The following is a 20,025-nucleotide window of genomic DNA, read 5'->3' as shown; positions in this document are numbered from 1 at the left end:
AGCGGGCGCCGCACCCCGAGGGGTACGGCGCCCGCGTCAGGCGTACGGCACTCAGGCCGGCAGGGACTCGCCCTTGGCCGCCAGGTCACGCAGGTACTGCGTGGCGGCGAACCGCTCGCCGTACGCAGCGGCCAGCTCGTCGGCGCGCTTGATGAACGCCTCCAGGCCGGTCGAGCCGTCGGCGGCGATGTAGCCGGTGATGAACTGCGCGGCACCACCCGTGGCGGGCGGGAAGCCGATCCCCATGATCGAACCGATGTTGGCGGCCGCCGAGGAGGTGATGACACCCTCCTCGAAGCACTTCGCGGTCTCCAGCGCCTCGGCGAACAGCATCCGGTCCTTCACGTCCGCGAACGGGATCTGCTCGGCGGCCGGCGGGAACTCCTCGTACACGCCGGACCACAGGCCCGCGCGACGACCGTTCTCGTCGTACTCGTAGAAGCCCTTGCCGACCAGGCGCGAGGAACGGCCCAGCTCGACCATCCGGTTGACCACCGTCGTCGACGGGTCGGCCTCGACCGCGGCGGCCGACTCGGCGCTGGCGGCGGCGGTGGCCTTGCGGATCTTGACCATCAGCTCCATGTTGAGCTCGTCGCTGATCTGCAGCGGCCCGACCGGGAAGCCGGCCTGGGTCGCGGCACGCTCGATCGAGACGGGCTGGACACCCTCGCCGAGCATCCGCAGACCCTCGTTGATCTGCACGCCGATGACGCGCGAGGTGTAGAAGCCACGGCTGTCGTTGACCACGATCGGCGTCTTGCGGATCTGCTGCACCACGTCGTACGCCTTGGCCAGCGTCTCGTCGGAGGTCTCCTTGCCGCGGATGATCTCCACCAGCGGCATCTTGTCGACCGGGCTGAAGAAGTGCAGGCCGATGAACCGCGAGGCCGCGTCGGCGGCACCCTCGAGCCCGGCAGCCAGCTCGCTGATCGGCAGCGTCGAGGTGTTCGAGCACAGCAGCGCGTCGGCGTTGACGTGCGGGAGGATCTCCGCGAACACCTTCTGCTTCAGCGCGACGTCCTCGAAGACTGCCTCGATGACCAGGTCGCAGCCGGCCAGGTCGGCCGCCTCGGCGGTCGCGGTGATGCGGCCGAGCAGCTCGTCGGCCTTCTCCTGCGTCAGCTTGCCGCGCTGGACACCCTTCTCGTTGAGCTTGGCCGTGTACGCCTTACCCTTCTCCGCGTTCTCGACCGAGACGTCCTTGAGGACGACCTGCATGCCGGCACGGGCGCACGAGTACGCGATGCCAGCGCCCATCATGCCGGCGCCCAGGACGCCGACCTTGGTGCCCTTCCAACGGTCGATTCCCTGCGGACGCAGCGACCCCGAGCCGATGGCGGACATGTCGAAGAAGAACGCCTGGATCATGTTCTTCGCGGCCTGGTTGGTGACCAGCGAGATGAAGTAGCGGGTCTCGATGCGCGAGGCGGTGTCGAAGTCGACGTTCGCGCCCTCGACGGCAGCCGACATGATCGCCTTCTGCGCCGGGAACTCCGCCCCCTTCAGCTGCTTCTGCAGCAGCGCCGGGAACGCCGGCAGGAAGCCCTGCAGGGCCGGCGACTTCGGGGAACCACCGGGCATCTTGTAGCCCGGGCGGTCCCACGGGTTCTTCGCGGCGTTCTCGTCGTCCTTGCTGGCCAGGATCCACTGCTTCGCAGCCGGCACGAGCTCCTCGCGCGTCGGCACCAGTTCGTCGACCAGGCCCTTCTCCAGCGCGGCGGCCGCCTTGAACCGGGTGCCCGGCAGCAGGACGTCCATCAGCGCGGGCTGCAGGCCCAGGAGCCGTACGGCGCGAGTGATGCCGCCGCCACCGGGCAGCAGGCCCAGGCTCGCCTCGGGCAGGCCGACCTCGACCTTGGGATCGTCGACCAGGAACCGGCGGTTGGTGGCCAGGCAGATCTCGAAGCCACCACCCAGCGCGGCACCGTTGATCGCGGAGGCGACCGGGCGCGGGTACGTCTCCAGCTGGCGCAGCGTGGCCTTGATCGACTCGGTCGCCTCGAAGAGCGCCTCAGCGTCCTCGGGGCCCACGCCCATCATGTTCTTCAGGTTGCCGCCGGCGAAGAAGGTCTTCTTGGCGCTCGCGACGACGACGCCGGTGACGTCGTCGACCTCGGCGTACAGGCGCTCGACGGCCGCGGCCATCGACGACTTGTACAGGTCGTTCATGGTGTTGGCGCTGGCCGTGGGGTCGTCCAGCGTCAGGGTGACGATGCCGTCGGCGTCCTTCTCGTAGCGGACGGCGGATGCGTTCTCAGTCATGTGAAGAGTTCCTTGAAAAGTCCGGGTCCGGGATCAGACAAGTTCGACGATCGTGGCGATGCCCATGCCGCCGCCGACGCACAGCGTGGCCAGGCCGCGGCGCTGGCCGCGACGCTCGAGCTCGTCGATGAGCGTGCCGAGGATCATCGCGCCGGTCGCACCCAGCGGGTGGCCCATGGCGATGGCGCCACCGTTGACGTTGGTGATCTCGTCGGAGATGCCCATGTCCTTCATGAAGCGCATGGCGACCGAGGCGAACGCCTCGTTGATCTCGAACAGGTCGATGTCGTCCACGGTCAGGCCGGCCTTGGCGAGCGCCTTGCGGGCGGCCGGGGCGGGGCCGGTGAGCATGATGACCGGGTCGGCGCCCGACACGGCGGTCGCGATGACGCGGGCGCGTGGGGTGAGGCCGAGGTCCTTGCCGACCTGCTCGGAGCCGATCGCCATCAGCGCGGCGCCGTCGACGATGCCCGAGGAGTTGCCGGCGTGGTGGACGTGGTTGATCTTCTCGACCCAGTGGTACTTGCTCAGCGCCAGGTCGTCGAAGCCCGCGTCGCGGCCGATGCCGGCGAAGGAGGCCTTGAGGCCGGCGAGGCTCTCGGCGGTGGTGCCGGGGCGGATCGTCTCGTCGCGGTCCAGCACGGTCAGGCCGTTGAGGTCCTTGACCGGGACCACGGCGCTGTCGAACCAGCCGTTGGCCCACGCGTTGGCGGCACGGGCGTGCGACTGGGCGGCGTACGCGTCGACGTCCTCGCGGGAGAAGCCCTCGAGGGTGGCGATCAGGTCGGCGCCGATGCCCTGGGGCACGAAGGAGGACTTGAACGCGGTGGCCGGGTCGGTGGCCCACGGGCCGCCGTCGGAGCCCATCGGGACGCGCGACATCGACTCGACGCCGCCGGCGAGGATCAGGTCCTCGAACCCGCCGCGCACGCGCCCGGCGGCCTGGTTGACGGCCTCCAGACCCGAGGCGCAGAAGCGGTTCAGCTGCACGCCGGCGACGGTGTCCGGGTAACCGGCCTTGAGGGCGGCGGTCTTGGGGAGCACGGAACCCTGGTCGCTGACCGGGCTGACGACACCCATCACGATGTCGTCGACGCGCTGGGGGTCGAGATCAGGGTTGCGGACCTTGATCTCCTCGAGAAGACCGACGACCAGGTCGATCGGCTTCACCTCGTGCAGCGAGCCCGCTGCCTTGCCCTTGCCGCGGGGCGTGCGGATGTGGTCGTAGACGAATGCTTCTGCCATGCCGCGATTGTGACACCATTACTGTCAGAATGAACAGGTTGTGGTCCACGCCACACCGGATCGAGCGAGAGGAACCCATGAGCCACGCTGGAGAGGGCGACGCCGAGCAGACGTTGCTGACCCTCGACGAGCTGTCCGAGCGGTCCGGCATGAGCGTGCGCAACATCCGCTTCTACACCACGCGGGGCCTGCTCCCCTCCCCGATCCGCAAGGGCCGGCAGGGCTTCTACTCCGCCGACCACCTGGCGCGGCTCGAGCTCGTCCAGGAGCTGCAGAGCCACGGGTTCACACTGAGCGCGATCGAGGGGTACGTCTCCAACATCCCCGCAGCCGCCAGCCCCGAGGACATCGCGCTGCACCGCACCATGCTCGCTCCCTGGTCGGCCGACATGCCGGTCGAGATGGACCGCGCCGAGCTGTGCCTGCGCACCGGCCGCGAGCTGTCGGACGCCGACCTGGAGACGCTCGCCGCGCTCGGGATCGTCCGCGAGGTCGAGGGCGCCTACCGGGTCGCAGTCTCCCAGCTGTCGGTCGGGATCAGCCTGCTCGACCTCGGCTTCCCTCCCGAGGCCGCGATCGCCTCCGCCCGCATCTACGGCGCCCACGGCCGGCAGATCGCCGACGAGCTGTACGAGGTCTTCCGCACCATGGTCTGGCCGGCGTACAAGGAGTCGACCTCCAGCCCCGAGCGCCTCACCGAGGTCGTCGAGCGGCTCAAGCCCCTCTCGATCGCGTCGCTCGTCGCGGCGTACGAGGCGGCCATGGACGAGGCGAAGCGCGAGGGGATCGCGAAGCGCGCGACCTGACTCGTGCCGGACGGTCCCGCGGCCCCGACCACCGCCCCTCCGGACCACCCGCCCCCCCCCGCACCACCCAGCCCCCGTCTCGCAGTAACGCGCAGTTATCACCTCGACCCCGGTGCAATGCGGGCCACGTCGTACGGATAACTGCGCGTTACTTGGAGTGGAGGAGCGGGGCTGCGGGGGGATAACTGCGCGTTACTTGGAGTGGAGGCGCGGGGGTGCGGGGATGCGGGGCGTTACTTGGAGTGGAGGAGCGGGGCTGCGGGGATGCTGCGCGTTACGTGGAGCAGGGGCTCAGTCCGGGCTCCGTCAGTCCGGGCTCAGTCAGCAGCCAGGAGGCGGCGCACCCGCGGGATGACCTCCTCGCCGTACAGCCGGACCGACTCCATCCGCTGCTCGTGCGGGAGCGCGCCGACGGAGTACTTCAGCTGGAAGCGCGACAGGCCCAGCGTCCTGACCGACCAGGCGATCTTGGCGGCCACCGTGTCGGGCGAGCCCACGAACATCGCGCCCTGCGGTCCAGCCGCCTGGTTGAAGGCGATCTGGCTGTACGGGCCCCAGCCGCGCTCGCGGCCCAGGCGCGTGTACAGCTCGGCCTGGTGCGGGTACAGCTCCTCGCGGGCCTGCTCGTCGGTGGCGGCGACGTGGCCGGGCGAGTGCATGCCGATCGGCAGTTCGGGGTGGCCGAACTCCTTGAGCGCGCGCCGGTACAGGTCGGCGAACTGGACGAAGCCGGCCGGTGACCCGCCGATCACGGCCAGGACGAGCGGCATCGCGTACTCGGCCGCGCGCACCACCGACTCCGGGGTGCCACCGACGGCGACCCAGGCGGGGAGACCGGCGGCGGTGGTCGGGTAGACCTGCTTGTCCTCGACGGGCGTACGGAAGGTCCCCTGCCACGAGACCGGCTTCTCGGCCTGCAGGGCGGCGAAGAGGTCGAGCTTCTCGGCGTACAGCCGGTCGTAGTCGGCCAGGTCGTAACCGAACAGCGAGAACGACTCGATGAACGAGCCCCGCCCCAGCTGCACCTCCGCCCGGCCGTTCGAGACGGCGTCGAGGGTCGCGAACTTCTCGTACACCCGGATCGGGTCGTCGGAGGAGAGGACGGTGACGCCGGTGCCCAGCCGGATCCGCGAGGTCTGCCCGGCGATGGCGGCGAGGACGACCTCGGGGGCGGTGATCGCGTAGTCGGCGCGGTGGTGCTCGCCGAGCCCGATGTAGTCCACCCCCACCCGGTCGGCCAGCACGGCCTCGGCCACGACCTCGCGCAGCGTCTCGGCGTGGTTGCCCGGCGCGCCGTCGAGCGGGACGTCGCCGAAGGTGTCGAGCCCGAGGCTGGGGTGCTCGCGGGTCCCGAGGCGGTCGTACGTGGGGCGGTCGCTCATCTGTCCTCCTGAGTGGTCAAGGGTTCAACCACCGCGGTCGGGGCGGTGTTCCCTCTCCGCCCCGGACGGTACGCCGCGTGCTTGGATGACGCCGTGTGGTTCACCTGGACTCTGTTCGCCCTGGGCGTGGGCGTCGTGACCCTCGGCGTGGTCGGGTTCCTGCTGGAGCGTCGTCGGCTCAGCAACTCGGTGCTGGTGCTGCTCGGCCTGGCACTGGCCTTCCCCACCCTGCTCGTGCTGACCTCCAACGACGACGGCAGCGCCCGCACCTGGCAGGTGCTGGTGCTCCTCGCGGTCGTCGCGCTGCCACTGCTGGGCTACCCGGTGCTCGCCCTGTTCCTGGTGGCCAACGGGGTCGCGATGTGGCGGCGCGAGTCGCGCTCGCTGGGCAACCTGCTCTCGGGGCTGGCCGGGCTGGGGATGATCGGCCTGGTCGTCGTGCTGGCCCTGCTGGGCTGGGTGGAGCCCGGCTCCAGCACGGCAGAGATCGTCGTCGTCGCCACGGACGTCTTCCTCGTGGGGGCGGCGGCGTACCTGGGCTCCTGCTTCCTGGTCTTCCTGGTCTCGGCGCTGGCGTACCGCCGGGTGCCGCGCAGCTTCCGCGCCTCGCACGTGATCGTCCTGGGCTCCGGTCTCATCGGCAGCCGGGTGCCGCCGCTGCTCGCGGCCCGGCTGGACAAGGCGGTCGAGGTGGCCGCCGCCCAGGACCCGCCTGCGGTGATCATCCCGTCGGGCGGGCAGGGGGCCGACGAGGACGTGGCCGAGGGCGTCGCGATGGCCGAGCACCTGCGCTCTCGCGGCGTGGAGCCGGAACGGATCCTCGTCGAGGACCGGGCCCGCACCACGCGGGAGAACCTGCTGCTCAGCCGCGCGCTCATGCCCGACCCCTACGCCCCGGTGCTCGTGGTGACCACCAGCTACCACGTGTTCCGCACCGCCCTGCTCACCCGGCAGCTCGGCATGGACGCCCGCGTGCACGGCGCACGTACGGCCGCCTACTACGTGCCGAGCGCCTTCCTGCGGGAGTGGGTCGCGGTGATGCGCCAGCACCTGGTGCTGCACGCCGCACTCGTCGGCCTCTGGCTGGCCCTGGTGGTGGCCCTGACCGCCGTCTCGCTGTCGCCGTCGCTCGGCCAGTGAGCCATCCGGACTCCTGTCCGGGCCGCCTGGACCACCCTCAGCGGAACTCCAGCACCCCGTCGTCGAGCGACCCCCGCCGGATGAGGCGGATGTTGCTCAGGTAGTTCTGCTCGAGCAGCCACGGCTCCCGGTCGCCCTGGGTGGGCAGGGACTGCAACGCCCGCAGGACGTACCCGGCCTGGAAGTCCATGAACGGGGTCGTGCCCAGCCCGGCCTCCGCCCGCGGCACCACGGACGTGGCCCCCCGCTCGTCGAGACTGTCGAGCAGACGGCAGACGTACTCGGCGACGAGGTCGGCCTTGAGCGTCCACGAGGCGTTGGTGTAGCCGATGGTGAAGGCGAAGTTGGGCACCTCCGACAGCATCAGCCCCCGGTACGCCACGTGGTCAGGCAGCTCCACCTTGTCGTCGTCGACGACCAGCTCGATGCCACCGAACGCGAGCAGGGTGAGCCCGGTGGCGGTCACGACCACGTCGGCGTCGAGGTGCTCCCCCGAGGTCAGCTGGATGCCGGTCTCGGTGAACGTCTCGATGGTGTCGGTCACGACGTCGGCGGACCCGCTGCCCAACGCCTTGAACAGGTCCCCGTCGGGCACCAGGCACAGCCGCTGGTCCCACGGGTCGTAGCGCGGGTTGAAGTGGGTGTCGACGTCGTACCCCTCGGGCAGCAGCTCGACGTTGCCCTTGCGGATCAGCTGGCGCACCGGCCCCGGCCAGCGGCGCGAGGCGGCGTACAGAGCCCGCTGGCCCAGGATGTTCTTCCAGCGGGTGGCGGCGTACGCGGCCCCGGCCGGCAGGCGGCGGCGCAGGGCGACCCCGATGCCGTCCACGCGGGGCATCGACAGGACGTACGTCGGCGAGCGCTGCAGCATCGTCACGTGCCCGGCACCGGACTCGACGAGCGCCGGGACGAGCGTGACGGCGGTGGCACCGGAGCCGATGACCACGACCCGCTTCCCGGTGTGGTCGAACCCCTCGGGCCAGTGCTGCGGGTGGATCACCGTCCCGGTGAAGCGTTCGCTCCCGGGGAACTCGGGCGTGTACGGCTCGTCGTAGGAGTAGTAGCCCGTGGTCGCCCACAGGAAGGCTGCCGTCACGGTGCGCTGGGTGGTGCGTCCGCGCGGGTCGTCGGCCGACGGCGTCACCTCGACGGTGACGGTCCACCTCGCGGTGTCGCTGGACCACTCAGCCCGGGTGACCCGGTGGCGGTAGCGGATGTGGCGGTCGACGCCGTACTCGGCGGCGGTCTCGCGGACGTAGTCGAGGATCGACGGCCCGTCGGCCAGCGCCCGGTCGCCGCGCCACGGCTTGAACCGGTAACCGAGCGTGTACATGTCGGAGTCCGAGCGGACGCCCGGGTAGCGGAAGAGGTCCCAGGTGCCACCGAGGTCGTCACGCGCCTCGAGGACGAGGTAGGACCGGGACGGCTGGGACTGGGCGAGACGGGCGGCGGCACCCACCCCCGAGAGCCCGGCACCGACGATCAGGACGTCGACGTGCTCGGGCGGCGTGGTCACCATCTGCGGCCCCTCAGCGCCGGGGCACCATGTGCAGCCACGGCCGGTCGAGGTCGAAGTTCCGACCACTCACCTGCGTGGGCAGGATCTCGACCACGTTGTACTTCTCCGTGTCGACCCACGGCCGCAGCCGCAGGTTGTCACTGCGGTGCGCCTCGTCCTCCTCCAGCAGGCGTGCGCGCCCACGCAGGATGACGCTCGTCGCGTGCGTCTCGGTGTACTGGTCGATCTCGAACGCGACGTCCTCGTTCATCACGATGCCCAGCAGCTTGGAGCCAGGGGCGGTGCGGAACAGCAGCGTCTCGTGGTCGACGGCGTAGTTGATCGGGGTGATGTGGACCTCGTCGGCCAGGTGGAACGCCAGCCGCCCGAACTCCTGCTCGCGCAGGAAGTCCCAGCACTCCTGGGGGGTCATCTCGGTCATCGGCTCTTCCATGTCTCGACCCTAGGCCGGGGTGCTCGGACGCACGAGGGTCGTACGTCCTGATGTGGACAGACAGGGTCCCCCAGATGCCTGTGGAGAGGATCCGGCGGGCACCCGCAGGACCCTACCGCTGGGCCAGCTGGGCGCAAGGCGGTCGAGACCTCGTCAGGACTGGACGGCGGCGCCCCGCTCGACGAGGCCGTCGACGTCCGCGACGCCCCACGCAGTCAGCGCGGCGCGGGTGTCGGCCCCGGGCGTCGGGGCGGGCGCAAGACCGAGGGTGGCCTCCGTACGCGAGAACCGCGGGGCCGGGGCCGGCTGTACCTGCCCGTCGCGCTCGACGAAGGTGCCGCGGGCCACGAGGTGCGGGTGCTTGACGGCCTCGGCCATCGGGATGATCCCGGCCACGCACGCCTCGGTGCCCTCGAAGAGCTCGATCCACTCCGCCTGGGTGCGGGAGAGGAACTTCTCGGTGATGACGCGGCGCAGCTCGTCGTAGTTGGCCGGGTCGTAGCGGTCGGGCGCGGTGTCGCGGATCTCGAGCAGGTCGAGGAACGCCTCGTAGAACTGCGGCTCCAGCGCACCCACCGACATGTGCTTGCCGTCGGAGGTCTCGTAGATGTCGTAGTACGGCGTGCCGCCGTCGAGCAGTCCGGCGGCGCGCTCCTCGGGCTTCGTCGCGCCGTGCAGCATCGAGGTGGTCATGGCGTTGAGGACGGCGGTGCCGTCGACGATCGCCGCGTCGACGACCTGCCCCTTGCCGGAGGTGCGGGCCTCCAGGAGCGCGGCGAGGATGCCGATGACCAGGTACGTGGAGCCGCCGCCGAAGTCGCCGAGCAGGTTGGTCGGGAAGTGCGGACGCGCCTTGTCCTGGCCGAGGCCGTACAGCGACCCGGTGATCGACACGTAGTTCATGTCGTGGCCGGCGGCCTGGGCGAGCGGACCGTCCTGGCCCCAGCCGGTCATGCGGGCGACGACGAGCCGCGGGTTGCGGGCCAGGAGGACGTCGGGGCCCAGGCCGAGACGCTCCAGCACACCCGGGCGCATGCCCTCGACCAGCACGTCGGCCCCCTCGACCAGGGTGAGGACGGTCTCGATGGCCTCGGGGTCCTTGAGGTTGAGCGCGGCGGACGGGCGGCCGCGGTTGAGCAGGTCGTGCGCGCCGCCGGTGAGCATCTGGCCGCCGGGGCGCTCGATCCGGATCACGTCGGCGCCGAGGTCGGCCAGCATCATGCAGCCGTGCGGGCTCGGGCCGATGCCGGCAATCTCGACGACCTTGACGCCCTGGAGGGGTCCGGTGCCTTGGTTCAGCGTGATCTCGCGCTCAGTCATGGGCCGATCATGACACTTCCACTGTCACGGTCGGAAGGGGCTGTCCCGTCCTGTTCCGTCCCGCCCGCACGGCCGCCCGTCCGAGGCCCGGATCGGGCAGGATGTCGCCGTGGCCGGAGCCGACAACTGCCGGGTGTGCGGGTACGACTGGGGCGAGCCGCCCTGGGGCGACTCGCAGCTGGAGCCGACGTACTGGATCTGCCCGTGCTGCGGCGTGGAGGCAGGGTACGAGGACTGCGCTCCCGACGGCGCCCGCGCACACCGTCGCGCCTGGCTCGCGACCGGGGCGCGGTGGGCCGACCCGAGCACGCCACACGACGGGCTGGAGCCCGAGCAGCGGCTGCGCCACGTCCCGCCCGGGTACGAGGACTGAGCACCCGCTGCGGGTGCAACGATGTGCACATGGCCCTCGAACACGCCCTCCTCGTCGCGCTCTCGGAGCGACCGGCGGCCGGTCTCGACCTGGCGAAGCGGTTCTCGAGGTCGATCGGCTTCTTCTGGCACGCCACCCACCAGCAGATCTACCGGGTCCTGGGGCGCATGGAGGCCGACGGCTGGCTCAGCGTCGACGCGGTCGCCCAGACCGGCAAGCCTGACAAGAAGGTCTACTCGGTGACCGCCGCCGGCGCCGACGCACTCGCGGCCTGGCTGGCCGAGCCGATGCCGGTCGAACCGTTCCGCTCCGAGCTGGCCGTCAAGATGCGCGGCGCCTCCTTCGGCGACCGCGGCCCCCTGCTGGAGCACCTGCGCGCCAACCTCGCCGACCACCGGCTCCGCCTGGAGCACTACCGCTCCCTGCAGGTACGGGACTACCCGGACCCCTCCACCCTCACCGGCCACACCCTCGACCAGTACCTCGTGCTGCGGGGTGGCGTACGGATGGAGGAGTTCTGGATCGAGTGGCTCGAGGAGTACCTCGCCGCCTGGGCGTGAGGGTCGCGTCCGTCCGTCAGGCGGCGGTGCCTCTGCGTCATACGAAGGCTCCCGTGGGATCCCTCCGTCATGCACAACGACACCTATAGGGGCGGATCCGCATGACACGCAGGTCCAGCTCCGGCCGTACGCATGACGCACCGCCAACGTGGCGCACCCCACCAATGCAACTAGTTGCATACCCAGCCCAACTGGGCCAGACTCCTCGGGACGACGACCCCAGGAGCGCCCGATGACGTACGACCACCTGCTCAGCCCACTGACCCTCGGCACGGGAGCCGACGCGGTGACGCTGCGCAACCGCGTGGTGATGGGCTCCATGCACACCGGCATCGAGGACCGTGCGCGCGACCTGCCCAAGCTGGCCGAGTTCTACGCGGCCCGCGCCCGCGGCGGGGTCGGCCTCATCATCACCGGCGGCTTCGCACCCACCTGGCGCGGCTGGCTCAAGCCGTTCGCCTCCCAGATGACCAGCACCCGCGGCGCGGACCGCCACCGCCAGGTCACCGACGCCGTGCACGCGGAGGGTGGCGCGATCGCGTTGCAGGTGCTGCACGCCGGCCGGTACGCCTACCACCCGTTCAGCCAGAGCTCCTCGGCCCGCAAGTCCCCGATCACGCCCTTCAAGACCGCCGCCATGTCCACGCGCGAGGTCGACCGCACCGCCACGGCGTTCGCCCAGTCGGTCGCCCTGGCCAAGCGGGCCGGGTACGACGCGGTCGAGATCATGGGCTCCGAGGGCTACCTCGTCAACCAGTTCCTCGCCCCACGCACCAACCAGCGCACCGACGTCTGGGGCGGCAGCGCCGAGAACCGGATGCGGTTCCCCGTGGAGATCGTGCGCCGCACCCGCGACCTCGTCGGCGACGGGTTCCCCGTCGTCTTCCGGATCTCCCTGCTCGACCTGGTCGAGGAGGGCCAGACGTGGGCGGAGACCGAGGAGCTCGCCCAGCGCCTCGCGGCCGCCGGCGTCACCGTGCTCAACACCGGCATCGGGTGGCACGAGGCCCGCGTCCCCACGATCATCACCCAGGTCCCGCGCGGCGCCTGGCGCTCGTACACCGCCCGGATCAAGGCCGCCGTCGACGTTCCCGTCTGCGCCTCCAACCGGATCAACACCCCCGAGCTGGCCGAGGAGATCCTCGCCGCCGGGGAGGCCGACCTCGTCTCGATGGCCCGCCCCTTGCTGGCCGACCCGGACTTCGTCGTCAAGGCCGCCGAGGCGCGCGCCGACGAGATCAACACCTGCATCGCCTGCAACCAGGCCTGCCTGGACCACGTCTTCGCCAACAAGCCGGTCTCCTGCCTGGTCAACCCACGCGCCGCCCGCGAGACCGAGCTGGTCCTCCTCCCCCTCCCGCAGCCCCGCCAGCGCACCCTCGCGGTCGTCGGCGCCGGGCCGGCCGGACTCGCCGCAGCCACCTCGGCCGCCGAGCGCGGCTTCGCCGTCACCCTGTACGAGAAGGCACCCGAGATCGGCGGCCAGTTCCGCCTCGCCATGGCCGTGCCCGGCAAGGAGGAGTTCGCCGAGACGCTGCGCTACTTCGGCCGCCGGTTGGAGGTCCTGGGCGTCGACGTGCGGCTCGGGACCGAGGCGGGCGCGGACGACCTCGAGCCGTACGACGAGGTGGTCGTCGCCACCGGCGTACGCCCCCGCACCCCCCTGATCGACGGCATCGACCACCCCAGCGTGGTCTCGTACGCCGACGTCCTCAGCGGTGCCGCGGTCCCGGGCCACCGCGTCGCGGTGATCGGCGCGGGCGGCATCGGCGTCGACGTCAGCCACTGGCTGACCCACCGCCCCGAGACCACCGAGCAGTGGATGGCGCGGTGGGGCGTGGGCGATCCCGCCCTCGACCGTGGCGGCCTCACCGAGCCCAAACTGTCTGGTCCAGTGCGCGAAGTCACGATCATTCAGAGGAAAACGTCTCCCATCGGGATCGGCCTGGGCAAGACTTCCGGATGGGCCCACCGAGCAGGTCTCAAGAAGGCCCAGGTGCACCAGATCAGCGGTGCCACCTACGACCGGATCGACGACGCCGGTCTGCACGTCACCGTGGGAGGAGAGCAGCGCGTGATCGAGATCGACACCGTGGTCGTCTGCGCCGGACAGGAGTCCGTGCGCGAGGTGTGGGAACCCCGCGACAACTGGTACCTCATCGGGGGTGCCGACGTGGCCGGCGAGCTGGACGCCAAACGGGCCATCGAGCAGGGCACACGCGTGGTCGCCGGGCTCTGACCCCGGTTCTTCCCTGCCCGTCGGGCCCCTGATCCGGCACAATGCTCCCCGTGGGGACGAAGATCGCGGTGGCGGGGCTCGGGTACGTCGGGCTGTCGGTGGCTGTGCTGCTGAGCAGGCACGACCGGGTGGTGGGTCTCGACCTCGACGCCGACCGGGTCGCGCTCCTGCAGGGCGGCACCAGCCCCATCCAGGACGACGACATCTCGCGGTTCCTGGCGACCGAGACGCTCGACCTGACCTTCACCACGGACCCGCGCACCGCGTACGAGGACGCCGAGTTCGTCGTGATCGCGACCCCGACCAACTACGACCCGCACACCAACTACTTCGACACCTCCTCGGTCGAGGCCGTCATCCGTGACGTGACCGCCGTGGCGCCCGAGGCGACGATGGTGGTGAAGTCGACAGTCCCGGTCGGGTTCGTCGAGGACGTCCGTACGCGTCTGGGCACCGACCGGGTCATCTTCTCGCCGGAGTTCCTCCGCGAGGGCCGGGCGCTGCACGACAACCTGTACCCGTCGCGCATCGTCGTCGGGGAGCACTCCGAGCGGGCGCGGCGCTTCGCCGACCTGCTCGTCGCCGGCTCCGAGGTCGACGACGTGCCGGTGCTGTTCACCGAGCCGACCGAGGCCGAGTCGATCAAGCTGTTCTCCAACACCTACCTGGCGATGCGGGTGGCGTTCTTCAACGAGCTCGACTCCTTCGCCATCGCCCGCGGCCTGTCGTCGCGGCAGATCATCGACGGCGTCGGCCTCGACCCTCGGATCGGCCAGCACTACAACAACCCGTCCTTCGGGTACGGCGGCTACTGCCTGCCCAAGGACACCAAGCAGCTGCTGGCCAACTACTCCGACGTGCCGCAGACGCTGATCAAGGCGATCGTGGACGCCAACACCACCCGCAAGGACTTCGTCTCCTTCGACATCCTGGCCCGCAACCCCCGCGTCGTCGGGATCCACCGCCTCATCATGAAGGCCGGCTCCGACAACTTCCGGCAGTCCTCGGTGCAGGGGATCATGAAGCGGCTCAAGGCCAAGGGGATCACCGTCGTCGTCTACGAGCCGGAGCTCGACGAGGAGAGCTTCTTCGGCTCCGAGGTCACCCACGACCTCGCCTCGTTCAAGGCCTCGGCGGACCTGATCGTGGCCAACCGGATGGTCCCCGAGCTCGCCGACGTCGCGGAGAAGGTCTACACGCGCGACCTGTTCGGCTCCGACTGAGCCTCTCGCGGGGTTGAGCCCGTCGGGCCCGGTGGGCTCGACCGACGCACAGGCTCGACCGACGAGGTGGGCTCAGGGCCTGCGCTGCCACCAGCGTCGTACGGGCGCCTCGACACCCTGCTCCGCGGCAGGCTCCCCCGCGGGCTCTCCCGCCGGCGCCGCCTGCTCGGCCGGCTCCACCTTCGGGCCCCGACGGACCGCGCGGTCGAACACCGCGCGCGACTCCGCCGGGTCCCACGGCCCCTCGACGGGCCCGCGGAAGCGCGCGACCCGACGCTCGGTGGTGGGCACCCAACCGGCGTCGGTGACCCCCAGGGTGCTGCGCCCGTACGCCTCGTCGAGCGCCGCGGCGACCTCGTCCTCAGTCTCGGCGCCCACACGGAGCGCCCGCGCCACGGCCGCGCTGGCCCGCAGGACGGCCACCTCGTCACCCGAGGCGTCGACGAGTCGGCGTTCGGCGTGCTGGGTGCGTTCGAGGTCCTCGACGAGGGCCTGCAGCGCCGGGCCCAGCGGGGCGTACGCGGTCGTGGCCAGCACGATGCGGTGCGGCACCCTCGGCGTACGCTCCGGCTCCTGCGTGCACAGTCGCACCCGCGGGTCGTGCCGGTAGGTCCGCTCCAGGATCCGCGCCTCGAGCAGCGGGTCACCCAGCGGGGAACGACGCTCGTCGGTGAGCTGGTCCCACGGGCCGACGAGGGCGACGCTCAGGTCGTCCAGGGTCGAGGCGAGGACGGCGTCGACGCAGCCGCGGACCTCGTCGGCGTGCCCGCGGGCGGGGACGACCACCTCGAGGTACGGCACCTCGTAGACGCGGCCGCGGCGGTGCCGCTTGCTGCGCAGTCCGGGCATCAGGTTGACCAGGGCGGCGTCGTTGTACCGGTTGACCTCGTCGCGGCGGCCCATCACGGTCGAGCGGCCCAGGTGCCACGAGCTGGCGGCGTGCTCGGGGACGAGCACCGCACCCGCCTCGGCGAGGCGGTGCCCCAGGTCCATGTCCTCACCCAGCACCAGGGTGCCGTCGAGCCCGCCGACCGAGGTGAACAGGTCGCGGGCCACCGAGGCGGTCGCACCCACGTGGCTGCGGAACCCGCGGGTGCCGGCGCCGCGCAGGTCGTCACTGCGGGCCCACATCCGGTCCACCCAGTCGTGCGCCTCGTGCTCGACGTCGGCGAAGATCTCGCCGTCGCGCCCGGCGGCGACGAGGTCGCGCACCTCGGCGGGCGTACGGCTCCACAGGGGCGCCGGGTCGACGAACCGCTTCGTGCCCAGCACCACGGCGTAGTCGACGACGTGGTGCCAGCGCAGCTGGGCGCGCACGTGGTCGCGGTCGAGCAGCATGTCGGAGTCGAGCCAGTGCAGCACGTCTGCCCCGCTGGCGGCCGCGCCGGTGTTGAGCGCGTTGGCGCGCCCCCATCCGGACTCCACCCGCACCACCCGGGTGCGCCCGGGACGGACCTCGGGAAGCTCCACACCCGCGGTGTTGCCGTCGTCGACGACGACCACCTCGAGCAGCTCGGCCGGGTACGTCTGCGCGGCCAGGCCGGCCAGCACGTACGGCAGCGACCGCTCGGCCTGCCAGGCCGGGATGACGACGCTCACCGACAGGCGCGGCTCGTACGTGTCGAGCGCGGGCACGTCGAGAGCGCTCCAGTCGTTGCGCGGCACCAACGGCTGGGACCAGGTCCTCACACACTCTCCTCGGAGGTCAGCTCCAGTTCGACACTCGCCCTCAGACCGGGCCACTGCCCAGAGATGGTCTCAGGTCGCTGGAACTCCTCCACATCCTGCTCCCAGGTGTGGCCGGTGGCCTCCCGTCGCAGCAGGTAACCGAGGCCGTGCGTGCGGTACACCCGGACGCCCGCGTCACCGGCCGCACGGAGCAGCTGGGCGTCGACGAACTTGCGGGTACGGCGGAAGCCGCCCAGCTCACGCAGCAGCACCCGGTCGAGCATGATCGAGCCGCCCGCGACGAAACGGTGGAACTGCTCCGACGGCTGGATCCGGCGCACGGTGCGGTCAACCTCGGCCAGGTAGACGAACTCGGCGGTGGTGCCGACCAGGTCGGCGTCGGCGTAGCGCCGGGCCAGCAGCAGGTCGCGCACGAACCGCGGGGAGTACCAGTCGTCGTCGTCCATCTTGAGCAGCAGGTCGCCCGAGGCGGCACGCGAGGCGCCGTCGAGGACGTCCCCGAACAGGGTGTCCGCGGCGAACGGCACCACCCGGTGCGGTCGGTCCCCCAGCAGGTCCGCGACGCGGGCGGGGTCGACCTCGAAGCCGTGGGTGGCCAGGACCACCTCCACCTCGACGTCCTGGCGGGCCACCTGGCCCAGGGCGAACTCGACCTTGTCGGGGCGCTTCGTCGACAGCAGGACGCTGACGGACGGGTCGCCGGCGAACCGGACCCCGGCACCGCCGGCGAGGTCGCGCGCCCGGGCACGGGTCGAGTGGGTCTCGAGCGCGGCGCGGCGCACCGCGAGGCTGCGCTCCTCGCGGGCGAGGGTGTCGTCGAGGTCGCAGGGCGCGGCGAGGGCGTCAGCCAGCGCGGGCGACAGGGCGGGGTCGGAGCCGGTGGTCAGCAGGGGCACGCCGGCCATCGCCAGGCCCACGACGGTCGCCGGGGGCGTACGGCCGAGCTCGACGCGCACGCCCTGCAGGTCGCGCAGGCCCGCCACGGCGGCGGGGCGCAGCCGGGTGCCCAGGCCGAGCGTGTCCACGTCGGCGACGGGACGCTCCCACGCAGCCAGCCAGCCGACCGGGTTGACCAGACGTTCGTCGTACGGCGCCACCGTCGGCGCGGCCACCACGAGCGGGGCGCGGCCGGTGATCGGGGAGGTCGGCAGCACCGGCGTGGGACCGCCCTGCGCCGCGACCATCACGTCCGGCGGTACGTCGCGCGCCGCCTCCCCCTCGACGGGTCGACGCGGACCGGTGACCTTGGCCGTCACCGGGAGGCCGTCGACGGGGCGGGGGGAGGCAGCGTCGAGGAAGAGGCCGCCACCGGGGATCTCGCGTCCGCCCGGCAGGGCCTGCCGCGCGACCTGGACCAGCACGGCCCGGGCGCGTACGGGAGCGGTGAACCGCAGGGTGGTGATGATGCCGTCGCCCAGCTGCCGGCTCTCGCTGGCCGCCAGGGGCGGCCACTCCGGCGCCGGTCGCACCACGAGGGGCTCGTTGGTGCCGTACAGGTGGCAGCTGACCACGCGCGCCCGCGCCATCCGGCCGAGCCCCTGGACCAGCGAGCGCAGCGTGTCGCGGTCCTCGGTCACCACCAGCACCGACGAGGTCCCGCGCCCCCGGACCGACCCGTCCAGCTCGCTCAGGCGCACCACGGCGCCGCCGTCGCCGACCTCGGGCAGGACCACCGGCGGCAACCCCTCACGGTCGTCGAGGAGGACCAGCATCGGGCGCGGCGACCGGAACGAGCGCCACGGGTCCGCCGGCGGGACAGCCTCGGACCCGCGCGCGCGACGCGTCACCGCGTCACGCCACCGGCGTCCACTCACTGCCCCCGCTCCTGCATGCGGTCCAGCCTAGACCGCCCGGCGTCGACGCCGGAACGCGCAACGGACCCGTCCGAATCCGGTTCAACCCGCTCGCAGGTGGGCAGAAGGGCCGGGGGCTTCCCCGCGCACGTGGACGGTCACGGCTGCGGAGGCCCCGGAACTGTCACGAGCTGCCGCCACGGTGCGGCGCTGCCCACGGTGGGCCGAGAAGGACTGAGGAGCGGCGCCATGTCGTACTGCGGAAACTGCGGGCTGGAGCAGCCGGCCACGGGCGGTCCCTGCGCACGGTGCGGCGCGCCGCTCATCCCGGTGCAGCCCGCGCCTCCCCAGGTCCCGCAGCAGCCGTACGGGCAGCCGTACCCGCCGCAGCCGGGTTACCCGCAGGCGCCGCAGCAGTACCCGCCGCAGCCCGGGCCGTACGGGCAGCAGGGCTATCCCGGACAGCAGTTCACCGGCCAGCCGTACCCCGGACAGCCGTACCCCGGGCAGTACCCCGGCCAGCAGCTCACCGGACAGTACGCCGCCCCGACCGCTCCGCAGGGGCGCGGCCGCCGTACCGCCCTCGTGGTCGGTGGCACCGCGCTCGCCCTCGTCGTCGTCGGCGGCGGCATCTTCGCCGCCACCCGGCTGGGCGGCGGCGGGTCGGGCGGCGGGGCCGACCTCCCCGCACCCGTGAGCGACGAGCCGACCCTGACGTGGGAGTGGACCCGCGAGGGCGCCGACTCGCTCAGCGTGGTCGTCGACGACGACGTCGTCATCGCCGGGGCCGCCGAGCACACCGGCATCGCCCGCATCGGCGAGGACGGGGAGGAGGTGTGGCGTACCGAGGAGGGCACCTACCCGACCGCGGTGAGCAAGAAGGCCGGCATCGTCGCGACGATCCCCGAGTTCGGCGGCGACACCACGAGCACCGTGTACGACCTGGACTCCGGCGAGGAGCTGTGGAACAACGACCACTTCTCCATGTACGAGCTGGTCGACGACACGTACCTCATCGGCTACTCCTACGACGAGGACTCCGGCGAGCGGTTCGTCGGCGCCTTCGACACCGACGGGGAGGAGCTGTGGGCCATGCCGGCCGACGACTACGACGTCAGCGGCCGGTCCATCTACGTGACCAACGGCTCGGAGCTCGTCAAGCGGCCGCTGGGCGAGGGTGAGCCCACGTGGACGGTCGACACCGGCGTCGACGTCGACGGCGAGTACGACCTCGTGCGGATCGCGGAGACCGACAGCCAGGTCCTCGTCCACGGCCACACGATGACGAAGGCGTTCTCCCCCGACGACGGCGAGGAGATCTGGACCGTCGAGGGGCTCGACAACTTCGACTTCCCCACCGCCGTCGGGGGCGACCTCGCGTACGTCTCCGACAACGAGGAGAGTGAGGAGGGCGAGGTCGTCTGGTTCGACGCCGAGGGCGAGCTCGACCGCACCACCCTGTCCCCCGACACGTTCGTCCTCTCGACGTACGCCTTCGCCCAGGACGGCCAGGACTACTACGTCGACTACGACCAGCACGCCATCCTCGACCTCGAGCGCGAGAAGGTCGCCGACTTCAGCGGGACCGCGTACCCGCTCAGCTCGGGCTTCTACCAGCTCGACGAGGGCGTCCTGACGCTGCACACGATCGACGGCGAGGAGCAGTGGTCGCTCGACACCGACGCGTCCACGCAGGCGTACCCGCGTGCCACCGACGAGCGGGTGCTGGTCGTCGACGGGGACACCATCACCTCCTACGAGTGACAGCCACGATTGACACCAGCATGAGCACCCCCACCCCCAGGTTCTGCACGTCCTGCGGCACGCCGGTGAGCACGGCGTTCTGCACCGCGTGCGGGACGCCCGCGACCCTTCCCGTCCCCCCGCCCGCGACCGCCGTACGCCCGGTGGCGACGCTGCCGGAGGAGACGATGGTCAGCGACGCCCTGCCGCTCGACGAGACCGTCGTACGGCCGGGGCGCCGGGCCGCACGCCGCGCCCCGGCGTCGCCGCCGCCCGAGCTCCCGGCGCTGCCCCCGCC

The 20,025-nt window shown here is 71.7% G+C and carries 16 protein-coding genes; 8 read left to right on the top strand and 8 right to left on the bottom strand.

The features are described from left to right. Positions 1-51 precede the first annotated feature (51 nt). A complete protein-coding gene (locus tag ACI379_RS13630; RefSeq protein WP_439792636.1) occupies positions 52-2,262 on the bottom strand; it encodes a 3-hydroxyacyl-CoA dehydrogenase NAD-binding domain-containing protein in 2,211 nt (736 codons plus the stop codon). Positions 2,263-2,295: 33 nt separating this feature from the next. Then, complete coding sequence (locus tag ACI379_RS13625; RefSeq protein ID WP_439792635.1) at positions 2,296-3,507, bottom strand: acetyl-CoA C-acetyltransferase; 1,212 nt, start codon at positions 3,505-3,507, stop codon at positions 2,296-2,298. Positions 3,508-3,584: 77 nt separating this feature from the next. Between ACI379_RS13625 and ACI379_RS13620 the strand changes: the two genes are divergently transcribed. After that, a complete protein-coding gene (locus tag ACI379_RS13620; protein ID WP_439792634.1) occupies positions 3,585-4,313 on the top strand; it encodes a MerR family transcriptional regulator in 729 nt (242 codons plus the stop codon). 317 nt (positions 4,314-4,630) lie between these two features. Here the strand turns inward: ACI379_RS13620 and ACI379_RS13615 are convergent, their stop codons facing one another. Beyond that, positions 4,631-5,695 carry an LLM class flavin-dependent oxidoreductase gene (locus ACI379_RS13615; RefSeq protein WP_439792633.1) on the bottom strand — a complete coding sequence of 355 codons (1,065 nt, stop codon included), beginning with the start codon at positions 5,693-5,695 and terminating at the stop codon, positions 4,631-4,633. A gap of 81 nt (positions 5,696-5,776) precedes the next feature. On the opposite strand from ACI379_RS13615, the gene ACI379_RS13610 reads away from it, so the two are divergent. Then, positions 5,777-6,835 (top strand): YdcF family protein, encoded by a 1,059-nt coding sequence (locus ACI379_RS13610; RefSeq protein ID WP_439792632.1) that lies wholly within the window; start codon positions 5,777-5,779, stop codon positions 6,833-6,835. Between the two features lie 37 nt (positions 6,836-6,872). Here ACI379_RS13610 and ACI379_RS13605 read toward each other — a convergent pair whose 3' ends face one another. The 3 genes from ACI379_RS13605 to ACI379_RS13595 form a co-directional block, all read right to left on the bottom strand. Beyond that, positions 6,873-8,354: a flavin-containing monooxygenase gene (locus ACI379_RS13605; protein ID WP_439792631.1), complete on the bottom strand. Its 1,482-nt coding sequence runs from the start codon at positions 8,352-8,354 to the stop codon at positions 6,873-6,875. Between the two features lie 10 nt (positions 8,355-8,364). Next, on the bottom strand, positions 8,365-8,787 hold the full coding sequence (locus tag ACI379_RS13600; protein WP_439792630.1) for a pyridoxamine 5'-phosphate oxidase family protein: 423 nt from the start codon (positions 8,785-8,787) through the stop codon (positions 8,365-8,367). A gap of 153 nt (positions 8,788-8,940) precedes the next feature. After that, the gene (locus tag ACI379_RS13595; protein WP_439792629.1) at positions 8,941-10,107 is read right to left on the bottom strand and encodes a CaiB/BaiF CoA transferase family protein; all 1,167 of its coding nucleotides are present in this window, start codon (positions 10,105-10,107) and stop codon (positions 8,941-8,943) included. A 109-nt stretch (positions 10,108-10,216) separates the two neighbouring features. Here ACI379_RS13595 and ACI379_RS13590 point away from each other — a divergent pair, with 109 nt between their 5' ends. From ACI379_RS13590 to ACI379_RS13575, 4 genes are all read left to right on the top strand, one after another. Beyond that, positions 10,217-10,480 (top strand): hypothetical protein, encoded by a 264-nt coding sequence (locus tag ACI379_RS13590; RefSeq protein WP_439792628.1) that lies wholly within the window; start codon positions 10,217-10,219, stop codon positions 10,478-10,480. 29 nt (positions 10,481-10,509) lie between these two features. After that, positions 10,510-11,040 (top strand): PadR family transcriptional regulator, encoded by a 531-nt coding sequence (locus ACI379_RS13585; RefSeq protein ID WP_439792627.1) that lies wholly within the window; start codon positions 10,510-10,512, stop codon positions 11,038-11,040. Between the two features lie 232 nt (positions 11,041-11,272). Continuing rightward, the gene (locus ACI379_RS13580) at positions 11,273-13,279 is read left to right on the top strand and encodes an FAD-dependent oxidoreductase (RefSeq protein WP_439792626.1); all 2,007 of its coding nucleotides are present in this window, start codon (positions 11,273-11,275) and stop codon (positions 13,277-13,279) included. 41 nt (positions 13,280-13,320) lie between these two features. Further along, positions 13,321-14,502 (top strand): nucleotide sugar dehydrogenase, encoded by a 1,182-nt coding sequence (locus tag ACI379_RS13575; protein ID WP_439792625.1) that lies wholly within the window; start codon positions 13,321-13,323, stop codon positions 14,500-14,502. A gap of 72 nt (positions 14,503-14,574) precedes the next feature. Here the strand turns inward: ACI379_RS13575 and ACI379_RS13570 are convergent, their stop codons facing one another. Further along, complete coding sequence (locus ACI379_RS13570) at positions 14,575-16,191, bottom strand: glycosyltransferase (RefSeq protein WP_439792624.1); 1,617 nt, start codon at positions 16,189-16,191, stop codon at positions 14,575-14,577. After that, positions 16,188-18,005, bottom strand: coding sequence for a hypothetical protein (locus tag ACI379_RS13565; RefSeq protein WP_439792623.1), 1,818 nt, complete (start codon positions 18,003-18,005; stop codon positions 16,188-16,190). The genes ACI379_RS13570 and ACI379_RS13565 overlap by 4 nt, the downstream gene beginning before the upstream one ends. Before the next feature lie 228 nt (positions 18,006-18,233). Between ACI379_RS13565 and ACI379_RS13560 the strand changes: the two genes are divergently transcribed. Beyond that, on the top strand, positions 18,234-19,748 hold the full coding sequence (locus ACI379_RS13560; RefSeq protein WP_439792622.1) for a hypothetical protein: 1,515 nt from the start codon (positions 18,234-18,236) through the stop codon (positions 19,746-19,748). A 20-nt stretch (positions 19,749-19,768) separates the two neighbouring features. Beyond that, a partial coding sequence (locus ACI379_RS13555) for a hypothetical protein (protein ID WP_439792621.1) occupies positions 19,769-20,025 on the top strand: 257 nt, incomplete at its 3' end.

The organism is Nocardioides sp. (genome assembly GCF_051876515.1).
Lineage (GTDB): Bacteria > Actinomycetota > Actinomycetes > Propionibacteriales > Nocardioidaceae > Nocardioides.
The sequence above is the reverse complement of the archived record's forward strand: the minus strand, read 5'-3'. Positions and strand labels throughout refer to the sequence as shown.

What these genes read in the sequence shown, in the direction of transcription:
- ACI379_RS13580 (WP_439792626.1), top strand. Translation starts at nt 11,273, where the DNA reads ATGACGTACGACCACCTGCTCAGCCCACTGACCCTCGGCACGGGAGCC.
- ACI379_RS13625 (WP_439792635.1), bottom strand. Translation starts at nt 3,507, where the DNA reads ATGGCAGAAGCATTCGTCTACGACCACATCCGCACGCCCCGCGGCAAG.
- ACI379_RS13575 (WP_439792625.1), top strand. Translation starts at nt 13,321, where the DNA reads ATGCTCCCCGTGGGGACGAAGATCGCGGTGGCGGGGCTCGGGTACGTC.
- ACI379_RS13560 (WP_439792622.1), top strand. Translation starts at nt 18,234, where the DNA reads ATGTCGTACTGCGGAAACTGCGGGCTGGAGCAGCCGGCCACGGGCGGT.
- ACI379_RS13595 (WP_439792629.1), bottom strand. Translation starts at nt 10,107, where the DNA reads ATGACTGAGCGCGAGATCACGCTGAACCAAGGCACCGGACCCCTCCAG.
- ACI379_RS13585 (WP_439792627.1), top strand. Translation starts at nt 10,510, where the DNA reads ATGGCCCTCGAACACGCCCTCCTCGTCGCGCTCTCGGAGCGACCGGCG.
- ACI379_RS13605 (WP_439792631.1), bottom strand. Translation starts at nt 8,354, where the DNA reads ATGGTGACCACGCCGCCCGAGCACGTCGACGTCCTGATCGTCGGTGCC.
- ACI379_RS13630 (WP_439792636.1), bottom strand. Translation starts at nt 2,262, where the DNA reads ATGACTGAGAACGCATCCGCCGTCCGCTACGAGAAGGACGCCGACGGC.
- ACI379_RS13615 (WP_439792633.1), bottom strand. Translation starts at nt 5,695, where the DNA reads ATGAGCGACCGCCCCACGTACGACCGCCTCGGGACCCGCGAGCACCCC.
- ACI379_RS13620 (WP_439792634.1), top strand. Translation starts at nt 3,585, where the DNA reads ATGAGCCACGCTGGAGAGGGCGACGCCGAGCAGACGTTGCTGACCCTC.
- ACI379_RS13600 (WP_439792630.1), bottom strand. Translation starts at nt 8,787, where the DNA reads ATGGAAGAGCCGATGACCGAGATGACCCCCCAGGAGTGCTGGGACTTC.